This window comes from Seonamhaeicola algicola (genome assembly GCF_007997385.1).
In the GTDB taxonomy this organism is placed as follows: domain Bacteria; phylum Bacteroidota; class Bacteroidia; order Flavobacteriales; family Flavobacteriaceae; genus Seonamhaeicola; species Seonamhaeicola algicola.
The window spans coordinates 503-25363 of the sequence record NZ_VOSC01000019.1 but is presented as its reverse complement, the minus strand read 5'-3'; the positions used below and the strand labels follow the sequence as shown (position 1 = coordinate 25363).

Annotated in this window: 8 protein-coding genes and 1 pseudogene; 2 read left to right on the top strand and 7 right to left on the bottom strand. The window is 33.9% G+C overall.

What is annotated here, in order from left to right; genetic code table 11:
- Positions 1-166 precede the first annotated feature (166 nt).
- The 7 genes from FUA26_RS05495 to FUA26_RS05465 form a co-directional block, all read right to left on the bottom strand.
- The gene (locus tag FUA26_RS05495) at positions 167-1144 is read right to left on the bottom strand and encodes a PorP/SprF family type IX secretion system membrane protein (RefSeq protein WP_147132725.1); all 978 of its coding nucleotides are present in this window, start codon (positions 1142-1144) and stop codon (positions 167-169) included.
- A 19-nt stretch (positions 1145-1163) separates the two neighbouring features.
- Positions 1164-14279, bottom strand: coding sequence for a T9SS type B sorting domain-containing protein (locus tag FUA26_RS05490; RefSeq protein ID WP_147132722.1), 13116 nt, complete (start codon positions 14277-14279; stop codon positions 1164-1166).
- 284 nt (positions 14280-14563) lie between these two features.
- Positions 14564-17023, bottom strand: a complete 2460-nt coding sequence (locus FUA26_RS05485; protein WP_147132720.1) for a PorP/SprF family type IX secretion system membrane protein — start codon at positions 17021-17023, stop codon at positions 14564-14566.
- Between the two features lies 1 nt (position 17024).
- On the bottom strand, positions 17025-18455 hold the full coding sequence (locus tag FUA26_RS05480; protein ID WP_147132717.1) for a T9SS type B sorting domain-containing protein: 1431 nt from the start codon (positions 18453-18455) through the stop codon (positions 17025-17027).
- 65 nt (positions 18456-18520) lie between these two features.
- Positions 18521-19837, bottom strand: a complete 1317-nt coding sequence (locus FUA26_RS05475; RefSeq protein ID WP_147132714.1) for a hypothetical protein — start codon at positions 19835-19837, stop codon at positions 18521-18523.
- A 232-nt stretch (positions 19838-20069) separates the two neighbouring features.
- Positions 20070-20513 (bottom strand): hypothetical protein, encoded by a 444-nt coding sequence (locus FUA26_RS05470; protein ID WP_147132711.1) that lies wholly within the window; start codon positions 20511-20513, stop codon positions 20070-20072.
- Between the two features lie 136 nt (positions 20514-20649).
- Complete coding sequence (locus tag FUA26_RS05465) at positions 20650-21138, bottom strand: SixA phosphatase family protein (protein WP_147132708.1); 489 nt, start codon at positions 21136-21138, stop codon at positions 20650-20652.
- A gap of 476 nt (positions 21139-21614) precedes the next feature.
- Between FUA26_RS05465 and FUA26_RS05460 the strand changes: the two genes are divergently transcribed.
- Together FUA26_RS05460 and FUA26_RS05455 are read left to right on the top strand one after the other, a co-directional pair.
- Positions 21615-22181 carry a hypothetical protein gene (locus tag FUA26_RS05460; RefSeq protein ID WP_147132705.1) on the top strand — a complete coding sequence of 189 codons (567 nt, stop codon included), beginning with the start codon at positions 21615-21617 and terminating at the stop codon, positions 22179-22181.
- A 40-nt stretch (positions 22182-22221) separates the two neighbouring features.
- Positions 22222-24861, top strand: a pseudogene (locus FUA26_RS05455) (hypothetical protein); the annotation flags it as partial.

The window sequence follows — 24861 nt, the reverse complement described above, 5'->3', positions numbered from 1 at the left end:
CAAATATATTCTATTTAACTATAAAAAATAAAGACTCTAGCTTTAAATTTCCTTTAAATATAACAACAAAAATTTTGGCGTTCCATCACCTATGGTGCTGGCGGGCTATACGCTACAAGTCCTCGCTATCGCTGTGGGCTTTCCGCTGCTATCCCTAACGCACGTACTAGTGGTGTACAGGGTCTTGCGTACAAGGGCAATTACTAATACCCTGTAAAAAGTCTATACCAATTGTAACAACATGGGTACCAGAATTATAAGCCGATAAATCATTAGTTGTAACCTGATAAGCATAACCAAAGTAAAAAAGTGATTTTTTAAACCCAACCATTGGGCCAATATTTAATGGTTTAAAAAACTGATCATTTAAAAACCTGTAACTTATACCACCCCAAATATAATCTTCTTTCCTATCGTATTTTCTAACTTTAAAATTCACATCGGTAGCCGAACGTTTATCACTTGTAAACATTTGATAGAAAATAGAAGGTTCAAACTCTAAGCCACTCTTTTTAGGTCCCAGAATGGTGTAACCTGCATATACTTGATAGTTTAAAAGTAAATTAGGTTCAAAAACTCTTTCAGATTCTTCAAGTTTTTTCTCTAATATGTTATTAACATTTAAGCTTACAAACAAGCCTTTAAGCCTAAATAATGCACCAACATCAAAGTTGTGGTTGGTTGTTCTTCTATCATCAGTAATATAAGGGTCTATCGTTGGGTTTTCATAAGTGGTATTAAAATTATTAATATCAATTCTAAAATTATTTATGTTATATGAAATACCTAATGACAAGTACATTTTTGCATAATAGTCTAACACTAAATGGTGTGCAAACGAAAACTTAGCACCCGTTTGTATTGTATTACCATTTCTATCATTATATAATGACAAACCAATACCAGACCTATCGGCTATTCTAACATCACCATAAAATGATTGGTTATCTGGGGCATTTTTAATACCAACCCATTGTGTTAACCCATTAGCTCTTAGCTTTACATTATCGCCAATACCTGCATAAGTTGGCGAAATAACAAAGTTATTATCCGCCAAGTACTGCGTAAAAACTGGTAAGTTAAGCTCTTGTGCGTAAGTAAATGTTACTAGTAAAAAGCACAGATATGTAAATAATTTTTGCATGTTTTTTTGTTTTTTAAAACTATCTATATAATGTAAAGTTGCCTACAAAAGTTCTATCGTCTCTTGGGTCATTTAACTTAACTAAATACCAGTAATCACCTGTTGGTAATTCTTTACCATTATAAGTTCCATCCCACGTATCGTTTACATTTAAGGTAGCTATTTTGCGTCCGTATCTATCAAAAATATCAAAGGTTAAGTTTTTGTATTGTGTAACACAACCAGGACCCCAACCGCCATTAGCTGGTACAAAATAGTTAGGTACACAAATATCAATGTACTCAAAATATCTTGTTGCAGTTGCAACACAACCGTTACTGTCTGTTACTGTTACCGTGTATTCACCAGATTCATAAATTACAAAAGAGCCTGTATTTTGGTAGGGTTCATAATCTACTTCATTTACTCGTCTAACAGCATATTCATAATTACCAGCACCACCGCTTGCTTGGGCGATGATTTCATTAATTTCACCATCAGATAATGCAATTTCTAACGGATCGTATTGATTAACATCAAAGAATACTTGTTGCTCACAACCGTTTGAGTGCCTTACTGTAATTGATTGGTTGTTTCCTGGAGCAACATCAATAAACACGTTACTAGATTGGAAGTTTATACCATCAAGTGAGTAATCAACCTCATTAGCATCAATATTTTCATCAATTGTTACAGTAACTGTGTTGCTTGTAGCATCGGCAATATCAGTACAGTACGCAACGGTTACATCAGGATTTAATGCTACAGATTCTGGGAACGCTATATTCCATTCAGATTGACAACCCTCAGCATCAGTAATATATACTATATGGTCTCCACCTACTAGGTTTGTAAAATCAAACTGTGTTTGTGTGGCAGTTCCTGTGGTATATGTTCCGTTTATATCATCTAGAGCCACACTATATGGCATTGTTCCTCCAGAAATATCTATACTAAACTCACCGTTCATATCGCCTTCACAAACTTCAGGAATTAAAGAGTTTGGTACAATTGAAATTAATACGGGTGCTGGCTCATTAACTACATAATCAAATAACACATAACAACCTAATTCATCTTGTACAATAGCTTGGTAATTTCCTGGTACTAAATTTTCAAAAATTGGTTCATCAAAAAACTGATTCATTTGAGGAGAAATAGCATATTTAATTACACCTGTTCCGCCAGTTGCAATAATTTCTAAAATACCATTATTTTCTCCATTACAAGTTACATCAGTAACATCAAAACTAACTTCTAAAGGTAAGCTTGGTTCTGTTATACTAACAGTTTCCGAGGTGTATAAACAATCACCACTATCAACATGTACTTGGTAATTTCCAACTCCTAAATTAGTAAATACACCAGGGCTATCTTGCGTTGCTGGTATAGCATTACCCATGGTATCTTGTAACGTGTAAACGTAATTACCTAAACCACCTTCGGCAACAGCTATTATTACACCTGTTGTATCTCCAGCACAATTAATTGTAGCGTTTGAAGTATCTAAAGTTAAGTTTAATGCCGGTAACGGATCTATAGTTATTTGGTTTGAAGCAGATGAAATACATCCATTTGCATCTCTAACATAATATATATAATCACCTGGTGTTACTGCAAATGTTACAGAATTTGTAAATGTGCCTATAACTGTAGCAAAACTTTCGGTATCACTATACTCATAAGCACCTGTGCCACCGGTAGCACTTAGCGTTAATGTAGCATTGGTAGTACATGTTTGCGAGGTTGCTTTTACTAAACTAGTTTCAATTGCTGGAGGTTGTGCTATTACAACATCGGCTGTTGTAAAGGTACAATTATAGCCGTCAGTTATTGTTACATTGTAAGTGCCAGCTGCTAAATTAGTAAATACTGGCGACGCTTGCGGACCAGAATTACTTGCAATTGGCGCTATAGTATTTAATGTATACGAATAGTTTGAACCTTGCCCACCTGTTACACCACTTACGGTAATTGTTGAATTATCATCACCAAAACACGCTAATGGCGATGGTGTTGCTGTAATTGTTCCGTTTATAGGTGTAGGTGGATTTAAAGTTATATTGAATGTTGCAATACAGCCACCTGCATCACGAACATTAACCGTGTATGCACCTGCTGAAAGCCCTGTAAAAGTTGGGTTTGATGAATATGCTACTGTGGCTGCACCTGTTAATTCGTATTCATAACTACCCCAACCACCGCTTGCTACTGCTGTAATGGCGCCTTTATCATTATCGCATGTTACGTTAGCATCTTCTGATGCTACTAAAGTTAATGCGCTTGCAGGAGAATCTATAGTAAACATATTTGTAGTTGTACTACAGAAAGGGCTATCTGTTTCTGTTACTTCAACATAATAATTACCACCAGATAAACCGGTTACAGTAAGTGGATTTGTAGATGTGTTTGCTGATGTTGCTGGAATTACAGATACATCATTACTGTTAAACACTTCATATGTGTAATTACCTGTGTAATTAGTAACATTTAATTCAAAAGTACCATTAGCATCACCAAAACAAGTAATATCTGTTGTAGCTGTTGCTGTAGCTTCAATAGTATTGTAAGGTGCAACTGTATAAGCAGCTGTTGTTATTGTACAGCTAGTTGTTAAATCACGAACTTCAAAATAGTAATCGCCTGGAGCTGTAATACTAAATGTATTTGATGTTTGAGGTGTTCCGCTTGGTAGCATGACATACTCAAAACTACCAGAACCACCAGTAACATTTATGGTTACGCTACCTGTATCATTACAATCAATTGGCGACCCGACAGAAACAGTTGCTGCAGTTAATGTTGGTAACGGATTTATAGTTACAGTGTTTGACGCTATACAGTTATTGGCATCTCTAACATATACATCAATATTTTGTACACTTCCTGTATCAATTATATCAAATGTGTTTGATGTAAAATAGTTTGAACCATCAATACTATACATGTATGGTGTTGTACCACCAGTTTCTGTAATTGTTAAAGTTGAAGTATTCACAACATTTGAAGCATTACAACTATAATCTGTTGCAGTACCTGATGCTGTTAATACAGCTGGTTCATTTATAACTACGTTTGCAGTTGCTACACAGTTTCTCCCTGAGGTAACTTGTACTGTATAAGTGTTTGCTGGTAATCCTGTGAAAACATTTGAACTTTGAGGCGCAACAGTAATTGGCGCAGTAATTTCATATGTATATGTTGGATTATCATTTGTAGCATCTAAATTTACTGTAATTGTTCCATCACTTCCTGATGCACAAGACACATTGGTTGCTGTTGTTGTAAACGTAACTGGTGTTGCTGCTTCTAAGTTTACACTTACATCGGTTGTACATGATGTAACAACATCTGTAATTGTTATAGTATATGTTCCAGATGGCACATTACTAAATGTGTTACTTGCAAAAGTAATTCCTGTACTAGGGCTTATACTATATGAGTATGTGCCAGAGCCACCAGAACCCGAAACCGTTATTTCACCATCATTATTACTACATGATGGTAACGCTGTTACGCTAGGTGCTATATCTAAGCCATTATAAATTTCTATAGTAGTAGGTAAATCTACTGAACAACCATTACCATCTCTTACTGTAACAGTATAAGTTCCTGCTGAAGTTACAGAGAAAGTAGAACTGGTTTGATATGATAATCCGCCATCTAAACTATATTCAAAAGGAGCAATTCCTGTTGGACTTGTAACTGTAAACGAATAAGGACCAGATGGATCACACTGATTTGAAGCAAATGTTGGAACTGTAGCCGATGGTAACGGATCTGTAGTAACCACAACATCAATCATAAATATACATCCGTTAGCATCTAAAACATGTACATCCCAATCTGTATTTGTTGCAGGATCTAATACACTTGAAGCACTAGTAGTGTAATCTGTAGCTAATGGAGCAACACCATCTTGAACAAATGCATAAGTATAAGGAGCCGTACCTCCTGTAGCTTCTACAGTAACTTGTGCACCAATATTACAATTTGCATTAATATTTGAAGTTTCTGTAAGATCTAGTACAGTTGGCTCTGAAACCACAACACTTGTAGTTGCAGTACAATCTGTTACATCATCAGTAACAATAATAGTGTATGTATTAGCAGTTAAACCTGTTAAAGGAATTGTTGTACCAGAAACACCCGTTACTGCTGTACCACCATTTATTGTATAATTATAGGTACCTGAGAACCCTGAAACTGTAAATGTAACAGATCCATTATTTCCACTATTACAACTAATATTAGTATCTAAATTTCCAATGATGGCTATATTCTCAACAGGGTCAACAGTATAAGACTCTTCATAATAACATCCATTAGCGTCAGTTACTCTAAACACATAAACATCAGGAGCTAACCCTGTGAATACACCAGATGATGCTCCAGTAGTGTTTGTAGTAGCACTTGCAGGAGAAATAATTTCAAAACTTAGTGGTGCTACACCATTGGTAGCTGTAACTGTTACATCACTAGTAGTGGCAGAACATGTTACAGGCGTTGACGAGAATGATAAATCTGTAGGCGGATCTAAAGCTGGTACAGTTTCCGTAGCAGCAACACTTAAACAACCATTAGCATCTCTAACAACTACAGATACTGGACCCGAGGTGCTAGTTGTATAGGTATTGCTAGATGTAAACGTACCACCATTAAAACTATACATGTAAGGAGGCGTTCCATTATTTCCAGTGGCAGTTAAAACCGCTGCTTGTGTTGTATTTGATGTGCCACAAGTTAAACCTTGAGTTAATGTTAAACTTGCTGTAACTGTTGATGGTTCTATTAAATCTACAGGTATAACTAAAGATGTACAACTTTTACTATCTCTAACCATTACGTTGTAGGTATTACCAGCTACATTTAAGCCAGTAAATGTATTTGATGTTTGGTAAGTAACACCATTATCTATACTATATTCATAAGGACCAACACCACCCGATGCTGTTACAGTTATACTACCATCACTACCGCCGTTACAACTAACATCAATATGAGTTTCTGAAGCGGTAGGGTTAGTTATAGCATCAACTGTTATTATATTAGATACAGCTACACACCCTTGACTATCTGTTACTCTAAATTGATACGTTCCTGCAGCAACAGCTGTATATGGTGAACCACCAATGGCTACAAATCCGCCACCATTATAATCTACTTCATAAGTAGTATATGTTCCTGTACCACCTGATGGCGTAAGTGTTATGGTTGCGTCTGGCGTTATTGTACAATCTAATTCTTTTGTTAATTCTGCTAGTAATTGAAGTTGTGGTTCAACCACTAAACTTTGTGTTGCAGTACAACCATTAGCATCTCTTATTGTAAATGTATATGATCCTGGTGTTGTAATACTAAATGTAGGGCTACTTTGAAAAGCTCCACCCATGCTGTATGACGCTGGTCCTACAGATACTGTGCCTGAAAGTGTGATACTTAATGGCGAACCTATAAAACATTGTTGCGGAATAGGGTCTAAAGTTGGGTCAGCATCTCTTATAATTGTTTCAGTATCAAATTGAATACAGCCATACGCATCTCTCACATAAAGATCATAAGTTCCTGCAGCCAAATTAAAAGAATTTGTACTTAACCATGAAGTTGGTACACCAGCACCTGTTGGTACTGCCTGATATTCATAAGGTCCTGTACCGTGTTGCGCAGTTACACTAATAATTCCTAATTCATTACAGTTTTCATTTTTAGTAGCATTAGCAGTTACAGCCAATAAAATTGCAGATTCTGTAATTTGGAAATTACTTGTTACAACACTACACCCAGCGTTTGTAGCTGTTCCTGTCTCTGTAATAACTACAATATAATCACCAAAAGGTAGTGGCCCTAAATTAGTTACTGACAATGTACCATTAGCAGGAACAATACCTGTGCCACTAACACCTGTAGTTGCCAAAGAAAGTGTTTCATAAATTTCGTAACTAACTGGCGTGTTAGTACCATAGGTACTATTTATATCAAAACTCACATTACCATCAGCACTACCTGTACAAGTAATATTGTTTGAAACTAATGCACTTGTTGTTAATGTTGAATTAGTAGGTACAGGTAAAGTTGATTGTTCAAAATAATAACAGTTGGTATCATCATCATAAACAATAAATGTATATGAAGCACCTGGAATTAAATTTGTAAATGTTGTTGATGCTGGTGAACCTGTGCCTAATTGCCAAGTAGCAGAGCCTCCTACTATACCATCCCAAGTCATTCCTGGTCCAGTATAAATAGCAAAATAGAAAGGCCCAGAACCTGTTACTGTTGTAGCGGTTCCTATACCAACAGTAGCTTCTCCTCCTGTTGAACAATCTGCTGGAGGCGATGTTACTGTTATATCTAAATCATCTGGTGGAGATGCTACTAATATATTTTGTACTATAGCTGTACACCCATTGCTGTCAGTAATTATTATTTCGTATATACCAAAATCTACTACTTCAAAAACTGAAGTTGCACCTGTTTGGTTTGTTCTTTCAACATCATAACCATTAACTCCAGTTACATGGTAGCTATAATTAGGCGTACCGCCTGTTACAGAGTTAATAACAATTTCTCCTAATGAAACCCCACCAGCACCACAAGTAATTGGAGTTACATTGTGTGTTATTGCTATTGGAGTAGGTTCATTTATTGTTATTGTTTCTGTATCTGTACAACCATTACCATCGGTTAATGTTATTGTATATGCTCCTGCAGGTAACCCACTTGTTTGTGAACCATAATTAGTACCAGTGGTATCATTATTTACGTTAATTGTAAATGGCGGTATGCCTTGTGTATTATCATAAACAACATCTATTGAAGCTGTTGATTCACCACTACACAATACGTCGTCAATTTGAGTTACACTTGTTATGTTAGGATTTGCTGGTGCTGTTACAGTTACATTATTAGTTTCTACTTGACATGAATTAGAATCAGTTATTCTAAATTGATAAGTACCCGCAGTTGAAGTTGAATATGTAAACGATGACCCTGATGGTGTAGGAGTTACAGGATTATAACTTGAACCACCATCTGTTGACACTTCATAGTTTGTATAAGTACTTGTACCTCCTGATATAGTTACATCTATTGTAGCATCAACAGGAATAGAACAAGTTAAATCTTTTGTTAATAAAGCACTTGCTAATAAACTTGGCTCAACTACTAATGTTTGAGTAGCTGTACATCCGTTTCCGTCTCTAATACTAAACGTGTAAGTTCCTGGAGCTGTAATTGCAAAAGTAGGACTTGCTTGATAACCACTTCCCATACTATACTCTGCAGTTCCAACAAAAACGGTGCCTGATAAGGTTACATTAAAGCTACTTCCGTCATAACATTGCTGCGCAACAGGATCTAAAGTTGGAGGATTATCATTAATTATAGTAACAGACTGCATAAATTCACAGTCGTTTATATCTCTTACATAAACATCCCAAACTAAGTCTGTTGCTGCATTAGTGTCAACTGTAATTACATTACTTGATGTATACGCGCCCGCTGCTGGTGCTGGTGCACCAGTTACTACAGCTGCATATCTGTAATTTGGAGTTCCGCCAGTAGCAGTAACAGTAATTTGTGATTGGTCATTTGTACAAAATACATTAGTTGCTGTTGCAGTAAATGATAACGCTGTTGATGGCTCACTTACTGTTATTGTGGCTGTATCTGTACAATCAGTAGTTTCATCAGTTACATTTATAGTGTACGTGCCAGTAGATAAACCTGTTAAAGGTATGGCATTAGCTGTTTGACCTGTTAAAGTTGTACCACTATTAATTGTATAACTGTAAGTGCTAGAAAAATCGGAAACAGTAAATGTTAACGCACCGTCATTTCCACCATTACAGCCCACATCACTATCTAACACACCAATTACACCAATATTAACTACTGGGTTAATAATTAATGATTCTTCATAATAACAACCACTAGCATCTGTTACTCTAAACACGTAAGTGTCTGGAGCTAAACCTGTAAAATTACCTGTATTATTTGATGTTACCGAAGCCGATGGTGCTGTTATTTCATACGTTAAAGTTCCAATACCTCCAGTTGCTACTGCTGTAACATTACTAGTTGTTGCAGAACAAGTAACGGCACTTGCTGTTAATGTTAATGCTGTTGGAGGATTTAAAGGTGTTAAACTAACAGAATCTGTAAACGTACAGCCTTGGGCATCTCTAACAGTATAATTAATAGTTTGATTGCTACCATTATCATTTACAGTATATGTGTTATTAGAACTAAAACCAGAACCGTTAAAACTATACTGGTAAGGTGCTGTTCCTGTTGTTGGAACATTTACCGTAATTGTAGCTGATTGTGGTGTATTTGATGCACTACAGCTAAATGATGTTGCACTTGCTGTTGTGGTCAATGCTGAAGGTGCTGTTAATGTAACAGAACCTGTACCAATACATTGATTAGCATCTCTAACCTCATAATTATAAGTTCCAGCTCCTAAATTATTATATAATGATGTTGCTGAAAAACTACTGCCATCAAAACTATATTCATAAGGACCAACGCCTCCTGATGCTATTATTTGAACAGATCCATTAGTATCAGCATTACACGTTGGATTTACAATAGTTTCAGTTGCTGTTGGGTTACTAATAGGATTAACTGTAACTGTAGACGTTGCTTCACAACCAAAAGTATCTGTAATTCTAAATTCGTAAGTACCAGCAGTTGTTGCGGTGTATGGTGAAGGTGTTCCTGTAATAGTTGTAAAGCCACCACCATTATAATTTACTTCGTATGTAAATGGTGCTGTTCCGCCAAATGGTGTTAAAGATATTGATGCGTTAGGTGTTGAAGAACAATCTAAACCTTTAATTAAATCTGCATCTAAAGCTAATTGATCTGCTATTACTTGTGTTGGTAATGCAAATACACAACCGTAAGCATCTCTAACTATTATATCATAATTTCCTGGAGCTAAATTGTTAAATGTATTATTTAATGTAAACGGACCGCTGTTAACACTATATTCATAAGGTGGGTTTCCGCTTGAAGCATTTACAGTAATTGTTGCACTGTTGCTTGCATCATAACAATAATCTGAACTTGTATCAATAGTTGCAGTTGGTCCTATAGGAGCATTCAATGTAAATGTATCTGTAATAATACAGTTGTTAGCATCAGTAACACTTACCGTGTAAGTTCCTGATTGCGTTAAGTTTGCAAATGTATTATTGTTTTGTGGACCAACAATGCTACTGTTTGGTTGTTCTAATTGGTAAGTGTAATTACCCCAACCACCAGTTGCTGTTATTGTTACACTTCCTCCAGACACACAAGTGAGCGGATCTGTACTTAAAGACATAGATAATGCCGTACTTGGCCCATTAACTGTTACGGTACTAGAGGCTGAACAGTTTGTAGTTGTATCAGTAATTTCAACTGTATAATTACCTGCTGTTAATCCAGTTAAATTTATTGGAGAAGTTCCTCCTACTGCTGTTCCTCCATTTACTGTATATGTAAATGATGTAGTATTAGAAACTGTAAATTGTGCTTCGCCATCTGCAGCTCCAAAACAGCTGACATTTTCAATTACCTGACCAGCTATTGATAATTGTGGGAGCGGATCAATAGTATATGTTTCAGAATACTCGCAATTATTGGCATCTCTTACTTGGAAAGTATACGAACCTGGAGCTAAACCTGAGAATGAATTTCCAGATTGATATGCTGTACTTGCACTAGCAGGTGCAATAATTTGATATTCTAAAGCTGGAGTTCCTCCTGTTGCTGTTATAGTTACTGTACTCGTGTTTGCTGGACAACTTAATGCTGTATGAGTAAAATCTAAATCTGTTGGTGGATCTAAAGGATCTATTGTAACAGGCGCTGTAACAAATGTACAATTATTTGCATCTCTAATTGTTACTGTGTAACTACCGTTAGTTAATCCATTAAAAATATTACCTGTTTGATATACAACACCATTTAAACTATACATGTACGGTGCTGTACCACCTGTTACTCCTGAAACTGTTATTATGCCGTCGGTAATACACGTATAATCTGTTGTTAATGTTGCTGTTCCATCTATAGCTGATGCCGCAGTAATGGTTGCGCTTTGTGATATTGTTTCACAAACATCGGTACCAAAAGTATATTCAACCATAACATCATACGAACCTGCAGCTAAGCCTGAAAATGTTGGTGAATTTTGATATGTAGTTCCATTATCAATACTATAGCGTAATGTATTTCCATTGGCATTAGTTACATTAATATTTATAGCACCACCATTAACATCTTCAGCACATAAAATATTAGATGTGTTTATTGTGAATTCTGGAGGATCAATAGCATCAATATCAATAGAAACTTCTGCTGTACAGTTATTAGAATCTACCACAGTTATATTAAAAGTACCTGGTGTATCTACATCAATAGTTGGTATTGTTTGAAAATCTGTAGTACTATTTATAAAGTAGAAATAAGGAGCTGTTCCTCCATTTGGGTATATTGTTATTTCACCATTAGTACATGTTAATGGTTGTGTTATAGCTGCCGTTGCTGTTAATAACGGTGGTTGAATTATTTCAATATCTTCGGTATGTATACAACCATCTTCAGTAGAAACATTTACTGTATAAGTTCCTGGGTTTAAATTGCTAAAAGTGTAATTGTTTTCATTTATTGGCCCTACACTATTTACTAAGGTAGCACCTTGATATATTGAAAAGAAGTATTGCGGCCTAACATCATTAGCTGCTAAAACTACATTTCCTAAATCATCATGACATAATGGTTGTGTTACTGTTGTTGAAACAGAAAAGTTACGCTCTCTTACCTGTACATCTGGCACTTCAAATATACACGGGTTTGGAGACACACCTGCTTGCCTAATATATACTGTATAAATACCTGCTGTATTTACACTTATGGTATTGCTTGACTGATAATTTGTGTTATCAATACTATACTCATAACCGCTTGGTACACCTCCAACAACAATTTCTCCTGGTGTATCGCATATAATATCTCTTGAGTTTGCTGTAGGCACCAATACGTTTTCATATGCATTGAAATAATACTGATTAAAACACCCTCCTGTATAATTTAATGTTAATCTATATTGGCCAACGGTGTCTACAGTGTAATCTGGACCCGTTGCAACTTGATTCCATACACAAGAAGCATCTTCATTGGCACAATCTTGATTTATTACTGCCGAACAGCTAGACTCATCTAAACGTTCCCAAATAATTGAAGATGTATCAGTTATACCTGTTTCAATATCTCTAAAATCGTTTGCACCACATAAAAAGAAGTTTGGTAATTGTTTACCGTCATTAGGACAGGTTACTACTTGATCTGCAAATGGAATTACTGGATTTGGCACCCCAGCACCGTAAGTAATAACATCAAAAATTTGAGTAATAGATTGACAAGGAGCTATGGCTTCATTATATACATAGTAAGTACCTACATCTGTAACTGTTATTGATTGCCCTGTGCCAATTACAGGTGTTCCTGATGGACTTGTAGACCATGTGTAATTATCATAACCATCTCCAGCGGTTAATACCACATTATCACCACATAAAATAACTTCTTCTCTAAATTCACAATTTAAATCTGATAGAAAGTTTGTAGCAGCAGGTGTTAGTAAACATCCTGTATTACTATTTATACTGGGGTCATCAGATTTTGTAAACGCTGGATTTAATGTTCCTCCATAAGTGGCAAATGCTTGATTACTAATAATATTAGAACAAGCATCATTTAATAAACTACAGTTTGAAACAACTCTAACTCTAAATCTAATTTCTGATACAGGGTCAAATTCTTCAACAACATAATCTTCAACCCTAAAAATAATTTCTCTGGTAGCAGGATTATAACTTTGAACAGATACTCCTGGTGGTAATGATACTATATCTGAAGGATAATCAAATACAATATTTACAGGTAAAATATCTCTAATAGTTAAGTTTGTGGCATTATCGTTTCCTGTATTTTGAAAACCAATAACATAATTAAGTTCATCACCTAAATTTACAGTATCTCCACCAATGTTATTTCCAGAGGTATCCTCTACTATTTTAGTTAAAACAATATTGGGTTCAATAATATCAACTGCTAGTGCAAAAAAGTAAGGAAAAAATGTATCACCAGAAGTTTCTAGTCTAACCGTTGCAGAAGTAGCACCATTAGCTATTACAGAGTTACTGGGGTTGGGCACTGGCATAATTCCAGTATCAAAACCTAACGTATTAGTACTATTAGGTACTCTATTGTTAACAGGTGTTGCATTTAATTGCGTAACCGAACTATTAAAAAAGTTATTTGCTCCTCTATCTGTTGTTGATAAGGTAGAACCATTTAATCTTAACCTATCACCTCTAATAGGTTTGTCTCCCTCTAATGTAGCAAAGGCAAATTTTGCTCTTACAGGTGTTGGTGCGGGTACTGTTCTAAAACCAGAAACAGGAATATCTAAATTTGGGTTTCCTCCTGCAACACTAATGGCACTAAAACCATCAAAACTTGTAATAGATTTACCTGGTAGTGTAGGATCTTCATAAACTATAAATAATGACCACCCCGCAGAATGCCCTGTATTATTACCAAAATTTCGTGTTCTTCCCTGTCCTGAAGACACATTAGCCACAGTATATGTTCCCAAATTTGAAGCTAAACCTGTTACAATACTAGTAACATCAGCATAACAGGCATATGGAAAACTATCACCACCATCAACTGATGATGTTCCGGCATCATAAACCACAGTACCTGTAACATCATGATAATTACCTGTTGGCCCTCTAAACCTAACTTGATTAATTGGAGCACTACCACTATTTACAGCGCCCCAATATAAACCTGCATGTATGATATCATAACAAGCAGGGTTATCTATAACTAAATCTGCACTAGAAGAACTAAATGTAGACGGATCTCCATCAATATCAATATAACGCATATTAACATTGTGGTTATAAGTAGAATTGTTATTAAATGCATTATTGTCTGGCCCTAAAATATTATTACCAATTAAAACAATATCACCTTTTAAATCTTGATTAAATCTTGGAGTAAATGGCTGATAATTTTGTGCAAATATTTTTGCATAAAATAGAATAAGAATTACAAAGATGCCAATACTTTTTACATAAGTAGTTTTTTTCATGGGCTGGCGTTTTAATTCACTTTAAGGGGCATTAAAATGAAAATGTCTAGTTATTTTTTAAATCCAAATCTATTTAATTGTAAGATTAATCACTTAAGCAATACAATTAAGCTGTCAATAATGTCTTTTATCGATGTAAATATCGTTAAAATTTCTTAAGAATAAAACATAAAAGCGTAATTTTTTGCATTTCATCGAAATTTTAACACCTTTAAACCTGATTTAATGATTGTTAAAACAGAAAAGCACTACAAAAAGGTAGTGCTTTATATGTGCTTTTTTAATTAGTTCTCTATTTTCACAATAGATCTGTTGGCGTCATAAGGTTCTTTTGACTCATTTTGAAGTGTATATTGAGCCTGTTCAATAGAATCAAACTTGTCATAATAAATGAAATATTTATTTGTATTCACATCAAAGAAGAAATTTATATCCTTTTGTCCGGCAGCCACTGCTTTTCTTAAGAAATCATCACGTTTTTCTTCACTACTATGAACAGCTAAAACTATATAATAACCAGATTCTGTATAAGCAACATTTTTAACAATTTGAATATTATTATTTGCTTTTTCACCAAAATCGAAGTCTGAAGTTGTTAAAGGTTGACTTGACGGATCTGTAAATCGTTTGATATTAGACAAGGCACTACTATCTTTTACAAACCTATCTTTTTGGTTATCATAAGCAGCTCTTTTAATTCTTCGTCTGCGTTCAACATCAGTAGCCACTTTAATAGTTTGTAAAGAAGCTTCTAAATTAGCTTTAGCATTTATAGTTTTTAATTGTTCAGCTTTCAACTGTTCAATAGCTGATAAATACGCTGCATTTAATGGATCATTATCATCTTTAACTTTACGTTTTCTGCTAATATATACAGCTTGCAACTCTTCAATTTTTATGCGCTGGTCTTCAATAACTTGATCTAATTCATTTTTAATAGATTCAATTTCAGCATTTTCAGCGGCTATACTTTTAAATGGCCTAGGAGCTACAACAATACCTTGCTCACTTAAGTCATTCTCTTTTTTAAGAGCATCTAAGTCACCTTGCTTAACAGCAACTTTTTCAGTTAACTTTTCAATTAATGTACCTTGAGCTTGTGTAGCATTATCTGTTACAGCATTTAAGTTTTTAATTTCAGAAACAGTTTCTTCATCTAAATTACTTAAATTTTGAGCCGCTTCTTGTTCAGCTTTTAATCTAGCCGCTTCTGCTAATCTTGCTTTTTCTGCTTCTAAAGCTTGTAAACGTGCAGCTTCTTTTGCTTGCGCTTCTGCCTCTTGTTGTTTACGTAATGCTTCGGCTTCAGCTTGTGCTTTAGCTTCCTCTGCTGCTTTTTGTTGCTCTTGCTCTGCTTTTAATCTGGCCGCTACAGCTAATCTAGCTATATCTGCTTCTAAAGCTTGTACTCGTGCCGCTTCTTTTGCTTGCGCTTCTGCCGCTTGTTGTTTACGTAATGCTTCGGCTTCGGCTTCGGCTTTAGCTTTAGCTTCCTCTACTGCTTTTTGTTGTTCTTGCTCCGCTTTTAATCTGGCCGCTTCAGCTAATCTAGCTTTTTCTGCTTCTAAAGCTTGTAAACCTGCTGCTTCTTTTGCTTGCGCTTCTGCCTCTTGTTGTTTACGTAATGCTTCGGCTTCAGCTTTTGCTTGTGCTTCGGTATTATCATTATTACCAGAAACATCTTGTGGTTCACTAGTTTTTGCTACAGCAGACTTAGTGCGTTTAGATTTTGTTGAGTTTGTTGTTGGTTTACGTTTAGCAATAGTTCGCTTTTTACGTTTTGGGGCTAATAATGCTGTTTCATCATCATCTCCACTATAAACATATCTATTATTATTTTTAAACTTGTACGCTACAGAAAATTCATGTGATGTACCAAATTCGGCTAAATCGCCAATAGATTTTTCAAAGTTATACTCTAAAGCAATTTGCTCAGTAACATTAATACCAACACCTGCCGAGGCTCCATAAAGTGTATTGTAACCTATTTGCCCCCATATACCTTTGGGCACTGTTAACATTGCTAAACCAGAAATTACGGTTTCTTCTTTTTTAAATTCAGATGTTATTAATGTAGTAAACTTACTTTCATCAAAAAAACCGCGGGTATTCATGTAACCAGTGTACATTACATGCGCTTGAAGACTTTGCTGTGGATTATCTTCAATTATTTTAGAAGTATTTAAATTGTAGGCTACAAGATTGTTTATTGATAATCCGAAATCAAAAAACTCTGTACCATAATTAATACCGGGATTAATTGTTAATAATAAATTATTAGGTATGTTATTTAAAACAGGTTCTGGTGTATTTGTTACAACTTTACCTTCATTAATACCGCTTTGGTAAGCTCCAATGTTTAAACCAAAGGTTAAATTGTTGTCTCTGTTAATTGCTGCGTTGTAAGCAAAGTTTAAAATACCACCAAAAACAGTTTGTACACCGTAATCTTGTTGAAATAAACCAATACTGGCGCCAATATTTTCTTTTATTCTACCTGTAAAACTAAATAAATATGTTTGTGGCGGATTCTCAAATTGCGTCCACTGCCTTTTGTTACTAAAACTAATGTATTTATTTTGTTCGCGAACAAAACTAAATGTTGGATTTACTGCGTATCTATTAAATTTAAGCGAGTTTCTAACAGGTAAATCTAACGCTACAACACCGTTTTCAGTTTCTTGAGCATAGGTTATTTGCACGAAGCAAAAAAACAAAATTACATATAGAAGTGTTTTAAACATATTACTTTACTACTGTTATAGACCCCTTAAAGGTTTGATTGTTAGAAGTTGTTATTATATAGTAGTAAACCGGGTTTACATCTTTAAACTCTAAATTTTCTGGCCAATTGTTTTGATACTCTTTAGTTGATAGTTCTATTTTTCCTTGGGCATTAATTATGGTTACTTGAGTATTTGAGCCACCGGTAAACTCTTTAGGAATTATCCAAGTATCATTTATACCATCTCCATTAGGACTAATTAAATTTGGAATATTTGCAACATCAGGAAATTGCTCTGTTATTTCAAAAGAGTATTCTTTTGTAGATTCGCAACCTATATTTTGTGTAATGGTTGCTTTATAAGTTCCAGAAGTTGAAATATTTAAAAATTCACTTGTTTCACCATTTATTAAAACATCATTTCTATACCATTGGAAAACAGGATTAGTTGCCGAAGTAGTTAAAGTTACCGTAAATATTTCATCTTCCTCTAATTCATAAGTGCCTTCAAAATCTATACTACTTGTAAATCCGCTATTTTCCAAATCTATTGAAGCCGTTGCTGAACATTCACCTAAACTTACTATAACAGAAAAAACACCAGCTTCATTTGTTTCGTAAGTTTGATTTGTTGCACCACTAATTTCTACACCATCTTTAAACCATTGGTGTGAATTACCGTTTATGGTTGATAACACTGTTGGCCCATTTTGATGACAGTAAGGATTACCTAATGACGATTCAATAGTCACATCTATTTCATCGGCAGTAACTTCACTTACTGTAACTCTGTTTGAAAATGAGTTAGATGTACATGTGCCATAATCTGTTTCTACAAAATATGTACCTTCTTCAAAAACCTCTAAGCTGTTACCTGAAGCTACAAAAACCGATGTTGTTTCAGTAACTTCTTTATACCATTTATATGTTAATGATGGGTATTGTAGCGGTGAATCATTCATGGCATCACCAGGATTATCAATAGTTAATAAGTAACTTTCGCCACTGCAAAAAACTGCATCTTCAACTAAATTATTTATAGTGAATGGAGAATCTTGTATTTTATAATAAGCTGCAAAAGCATTTGAAGGTGTGCTTGTTGCTGCTGGTGAAGTACTTTTTATTCTAATTTTAAAAGCTTCGCCTCCTGTTGTTTCGGGTATTGAAAACGTTAATGTTGCTGGAGAACTTGTTACACTACCTGGTGCAGACGTATAAATTTGTGTTGCATCAGTAAAATCTCCGGTTTCATCAGATAACTCTACAATAAAACTATTTGATGCTGTTAAAGCAATTTCTGGTGAGAATGAAAATGTTACATTGTAACTATTAAAAGATTCACTAGCACATGCTTGGGTAAAACCTAGATTTGGCTTACCAATAACAAGTTGTGCGTTTACCGTGTAAGCAGTAAATAAATAGCAAATGATTATAGCATAAATATGTTTCATTAGACACTAGTGTTTATAGTTTATAGAGAGAAATAATTGTCTAAATGATTTAAAGGAAAAAATAATTAATCGTTTATATCATCAATGTTTGTTGCTATAATTTTATTAATTCTTAATCTGTAATCTGGTCTTCTTTCATTTTGTATATCTATAAAAGTTTCAACATTTGAACTTTTAGAGTACACGTTAAAAAATGCGGCGTTACCGTACCAGTTTTCTAAATCGTCATTATTAATATTATTTTCTTCAAAAATATTACCATTGCAATTATTAAAATACATATTTGAAAATTGTATTTGTTCTAAACTTTCTTGACCAATTACAATATCATCATCTAAAATAACAGCTGGATTAAAGCCTGAAATTACAGTTGTTTTCATATCAAGAGATGCATCTTTTCCTATAAAAACAGCTTCATTAACCAAACCCTTATCAATATCGTCTTTTAATGTTTCACTATCGTTAAGCAATGTTAAATTTGTTGCTATTAATGATGTTCCTTTTTTTGAAAAATCTACTTCTTCTTTTCTATCATAAGAAAGCACTTTTAAACAACGAGACCCTTCGCTACTAGATATATATGGTGAGCGAATTGCTAGTGAGTTATTTAATTTACATTGTGCACCGTAGTTTAATTTAAAATCTGTGCTACTTGTTTTATATGAAACAGCTTTATTAATGCTTACCTCTCCGCCCCAAATTTCAAAAGCATCACCCGCGCAATAACTAACCATTACATTATTTATTGAAGTTTCGTTACCTACGCCAGCCATTAACAAGCCATTTAAATATCCTGCACCTCGAATACGTTTTCCTGCATATTCAATTCTTACATATTTTAAAACACCCGAATTACTACAAACATCATCACCTCCAAAATTTACATGAGCATAATTTGCAGGATTTAATTGATAATAAAGATTTGCAACTGAGCCATTGCCAAATTTATTTGAAGGTGCATTACCTAATAATACAATACCGCCCCAGTCACCTGGATATTTCATACTTCTGTTTGAGGAAAATACTATAGGATCTGTTTCTGTTCCTTCGGCAATTATTTTAGCTCCTTTTGAAATTGTTAATGATGCTTTTGAAGTATAATCTGCTAATATCACCGTTCCTGGCTCAATAGTAAGTGTAGCATTATTAGTTACAAATACACTACCTACTAATAAATAGGTATCTCTTTTATTAAGCTTAGTGTCTTCAGAAATGTTTCCAGAAATAATTTGTGTAGGCTCTCTGTAGGTAATTTGACTTGGTTTGAACTCTGTCCAGTTGTCTAGCCAATTGTTTTTACCAACAATTCCTTTTTCTTGTTGTGCTACAACTGTTGTAGCAGCTAGAAAAAATAAGTAGGTTACTAATTTAAATATTTTCATAATCAAGCATTTAGGTTGTTAGTAGAAATGGGGTTTCTAATAAACAAATCAAATATAGAATAAAATCCACGAAATACCAAATAAATCGATAAAATGCTGTGTTTTGTTAAAATTTTATGTATTTCATCGATGATTGGTATGCACTAGCTAATGAATTATATACTAAATATGAACTTTAATAAAAAAGCAACCCAAAAAGGCTGCTTCATAATTTTTATAATAACATGAATACCTAATGAAATTCACTATATTCATGTAATGATTTAAGTGTGTCTTCAAAAAACAATATTGCAGATACTAAATTGTTAGTATCAGAATACGGGAGAATTGTTTTTTGAAATTCTCTATTACTTTCTAAAAACTCATCAGTTGCTTCAAATTTACTTTCAAGAACTTTTTTATTGTCGTTATTTTCAGGAATACCTAATGTAGACAATGTTACACCTGGCTTAGTTGCAAAAGCTATATAAGGCATAAGCTGCACTAAACTTTCTATTCTTTCAATGTAAAGTACTAATAACTCACCTTTAGCTTTTCGGTCTAACTCTTCTTTACTATGGTATTTTTTAATAGCAACCTGATCACTAATAATACTTTTAGAACTGCCTTTTTGAGCAAAACTAACTGTAGTTACAAAGAATAAACCAAAACCAAGTAGGATTAATTTTGTTTTCATTTATGTTAAGATTTGTGGTTCTGGGGGTAAATTTATACATTTTATCGTAAAAAACAATCATTTAATCGGTTTTTTTGCAAAAAAACTGTATTTAAGTAATTTTTCTTACAGTAATAATAATGTAATAGCATGTTTTTTAATCTTTTAAATGTTTTGGAAATATAGTTTTAATTGTTTCTCCTTCATTTATTAGGTTCCAATCATCTACATCAAAATTAATTATTACAACACCACTTGTTGGTACATTATCTACATATGCACTACCAAAGGTGTTTACAAAAGCCGTAATAGCATGGTTATGCCCAAAAACTAATAAATTATTTACTTTTTTACTTGTGTTCTTTATTACATCTGTTAAATCTGCACCGGCAAAATCATATAATTTGTATAAATATTCAATGTTAGAACCATTTATATTTAAATGCTTAAGAAATATTTTTGAAGTTTCTTTTGTTCTAGTAGCATCACTACTTAATATTTTATCAAATTTAAAATTTTCATGTTTTAGTGTTTCTGATACTAATTTAGCATCATTAATGCCTCTTTTTTTTAATGGTCTTTCATGATCTGTTACATCAAATTCCCATGAAGATTTGGCGTGCCTAACTAAAATAAGTGTTTTCATAACGTCGATTAAATACTTTTTTAATCGATAATTAGTCATTTTTATCGATTAAAACCATTTACTTTACTTTGTAAATTTAATATAAAGTCTAATATTTACCCCTATTAAATGCTTAATTATTTAACATTTAAATAATTATTAACCGTAATCGTTTAAAAAACACTAAAACCCGATTAAAAACAATTATGCTGCGCTTAAACGAATATATAAGTGATTTAGCACATATTTTTGAGTCCCTTACATTTGGTTGTTTTTTTTGCTGTACCTATTTAATTAAAGAATTATGACCCCAAATCTGATTTTACACATAAATACGGTATTGTATAACGGTACTACTCCCTCACTGTTTTTTCCCTCAAAAACTTTATTACTGTTTAATTTAATGAAATGTATTAGATTAAAATAGTGTGACTATTAATAGCCATTATTTAACTAAAGAAAATATAAATAAGAATAAAACACAACAAAGGCGAATCATGAAACATATAAATACATTAGCATTTAATGTTCTTTTTACGTGTATACTAACTTTAAATTTGAATGCACAAGTAAATAAATTAAAAGGTGGAAATTTTGATGCTGCTAATTCATTTGAGTTAGAAATAATTAGTTACAGTGATCAACCAGATTTTAGTTTAGAGCATTACCATATACTTTCATTAAAAAACACTGGTAGCAAACAAACTAGTTACAATTTATCTAGTGAGGTAACTAATTATAATGAAGCCTATGAAAATGTAGTAGAAAATCAGCATGGTAAGCAAGATAATAATACTGCAATTGATGCAAATAAAATGAACACTAAAGAAGAAGCTAACAGCATTGAAGTTTCTTTTGTAGATGGCACTAAAACGAAACACTTAAATACTATTACGCTAAACCCAAATGAAACTGAAAAGTTTTATGTAAAAATGAAACGCGTAAACAATTCAGAAGTAGGAAAAACTAAATTTTTTAAAATTTCAGCTCAAAATACAGGTTTAAATTCTAAATCTGTAATAATTAAAAATGTAATTGCTAACCAAAATAACTTAGGCAATTAAACTTTTAAGTTTAATAAAGCAAACTATCAACTTAAGGCTTATGAAAATCTATACACTTTCTATTAATTGTAAAAAACTTTTACCGCTAGTTGTTTTTTTACTATGCGCCTTTGCTTACGGGCAATTACAAACCCCTTTTACCCCTCGTTTTAATGAGGCTGTAAATGGAGATTTTACAATTATTGCTAACAATACCATTTCAACAACAGCAACAGGTAATTATAATGGTACTGCAGATAATAATAGTCTTTCAAATCTTGTTTACGTAGATATAGACTCAGATCCAACTACATTCAATTCAAGTAATGCTAATTTTTCAAACCCTGCTCCTGGTGCTAGTTGTTTAACACTTAAAAAAGTGCTTTTATATTGGGCAGCCTCAGATCAAGAACCTTCACCCGGAGGAGATAACCAACCTAATTGGAATTTTAATGATGTTAAATTAATGCTTCCATCTCAAACAACGTATACAACCTATACAGCCGATGAAGTAATTTATAGAGGTAGAGATACGCATTTTAGTTATGATCCTTACATATGTGTTAAAGATATTACAAGTGATGTTGCTACACTAACAAACCCATTTGGAACTTATCAAATTGCTAATGTTGAAGGTAAAATAGGCTCGTTAAATGATCATCAAAACGGTTTAGCTACTGGTGTTTCTGGTGGTTGGCAAATTGTATTTGTTTATGAATCTCCAACACTTCCTGCAAAAAACGTAACTATTTTTGATGGTTATGCACATGTTTTAAATCAAAACGGAGCTAAAGATTATGATATTGATTTTAATGGTTTCCAAACAGTTCCTACTGGTGATGTAAATGCAAACATACTTATAGGTGCTTTAGAAGGTGATAGAGGTATTGGTGGTGATAGGTTACAAATACAAAACACATCAAACGTATTTGTTAATTTATCAACAGCTCCGTTATTTCCTATTAGAAACCCATTAAACTTTTTTAATAGTAGAATTACTATTGATAATGCTGATTTTACAGATAGAACACCTGCCAGTGAAAACACACTTGGTTTTGATGCTGCTGTTTTTGAATTATCAAACCCAAGTAACTCAATAATAGGCAACAATCAAACATCAGCCACAGTAAGGTTAACATCTACACAAGAAGCTTATGGTTTATATCTATTGGGCTTATCTGTAGATGTATGGGCTCCTAACTTAAGTCCTATAGAACTTGTCTTAGATACACCGTCTACAAATTACAACCCTAATGACACGCTAGGAGTTAGTTTTGCCATTGAAAACACAGGTAATGATGATGCTTTAGGCTTAGAGGTTTCTACAACACTACCGGCTCAGGTTTCTTTAGTTGAACCTATTACACCTACTTTACCAAACGGAGTTACCTATAACTATAATACAACTACAAGACTATTAGAATTTTTTATAGATGATAGCGTTGTTGAAGCTGGAGATGATGAAGTTGTTGTAAACTTTAATTTAAGAATAAAAGATGAATGTCATTTCTTAGAAGATGATTGTGATTTAGATTTTGATTTACAATTAGAAGCTAACTACACAGGAAATCAAAACCCAACGCCTCAAACAACCGATAGTTCTGCTACGTTAAATGAATGTGGGGTTGGAAACAGAGATCCGTTAACAATTTCTATAAACCAACCTTCAATTTCATGGCAAACTTCACCTAACGCTTTAAATAGAACTGTTGAATGCGATAATACTACAGACTTAAATAATGCTCAAAGTTTAGCGCCTGTTGCAGATAAATGTAATTTAACACCTATTAAAACATCGGGTAGCTTTATTCCTGATACTAATTGTGCAAATGCAGGAACTTATACCAACACATGGGCATTTACAGATGCTTGTGGTGTAACAATTTCTGAATATACACAAGTTATAACCATTACAGATACTACAGCGCCTACAGGGACTGCACCATCGGGTGATACTAATGTGAATTTATGTTATGATGATGTAATAACCACTTACAACTTTGATGCTGCAACAGTAGCTTCAAATTATTCTGATAACTGCGGAAGCGTTTCTGTAAACCTTACTAACACCGAACTAACTAGCGATAATTGTGGTTGGTCTTTAACGTACACTTACAACGTAGTTGATGCTTGTAACAACACATTAACTGGTGAAACTATAACACACACAGGTAGCGATCAAACAGCGCCTACAGGTACGGCTCCTACTGGAAACACTAATACTAACGCATGTTATGCTGATGCACAATCTACGTATACTTTTGATGCTGCAACAGTAGCTTCAAATTATTCTGATAACTGCGGAAGCGTTTCTGTAAACCTTACTAACACCGAACTAACTGGCGATAATTGTGGTTGGTCTTTAACCTATACTTATAACGTGGTTGATGATTGTAACAACACATTAACTGGTGAAACTATAACATATACTGGTAGTGACCAAACAGCACCTACAGGTACCGCTCCTACTGGAAACACTAATGCTAATGCATGTTATGCCGATGCACAATCTACGTATACTTTTGATGCTGCAACAGTAGCTTCGAATTATTCTGACAACTGCGGAAGTGTCTCTGTAAACCTTACTAACACCGAACTAACTGGCGATAATTGTGGTTGGTCTTTAACCTATACTTATAACGTGGTTGATGATTGTAACAACACATTAACTGGTGAAACTATAACACATACTGGTAATGAT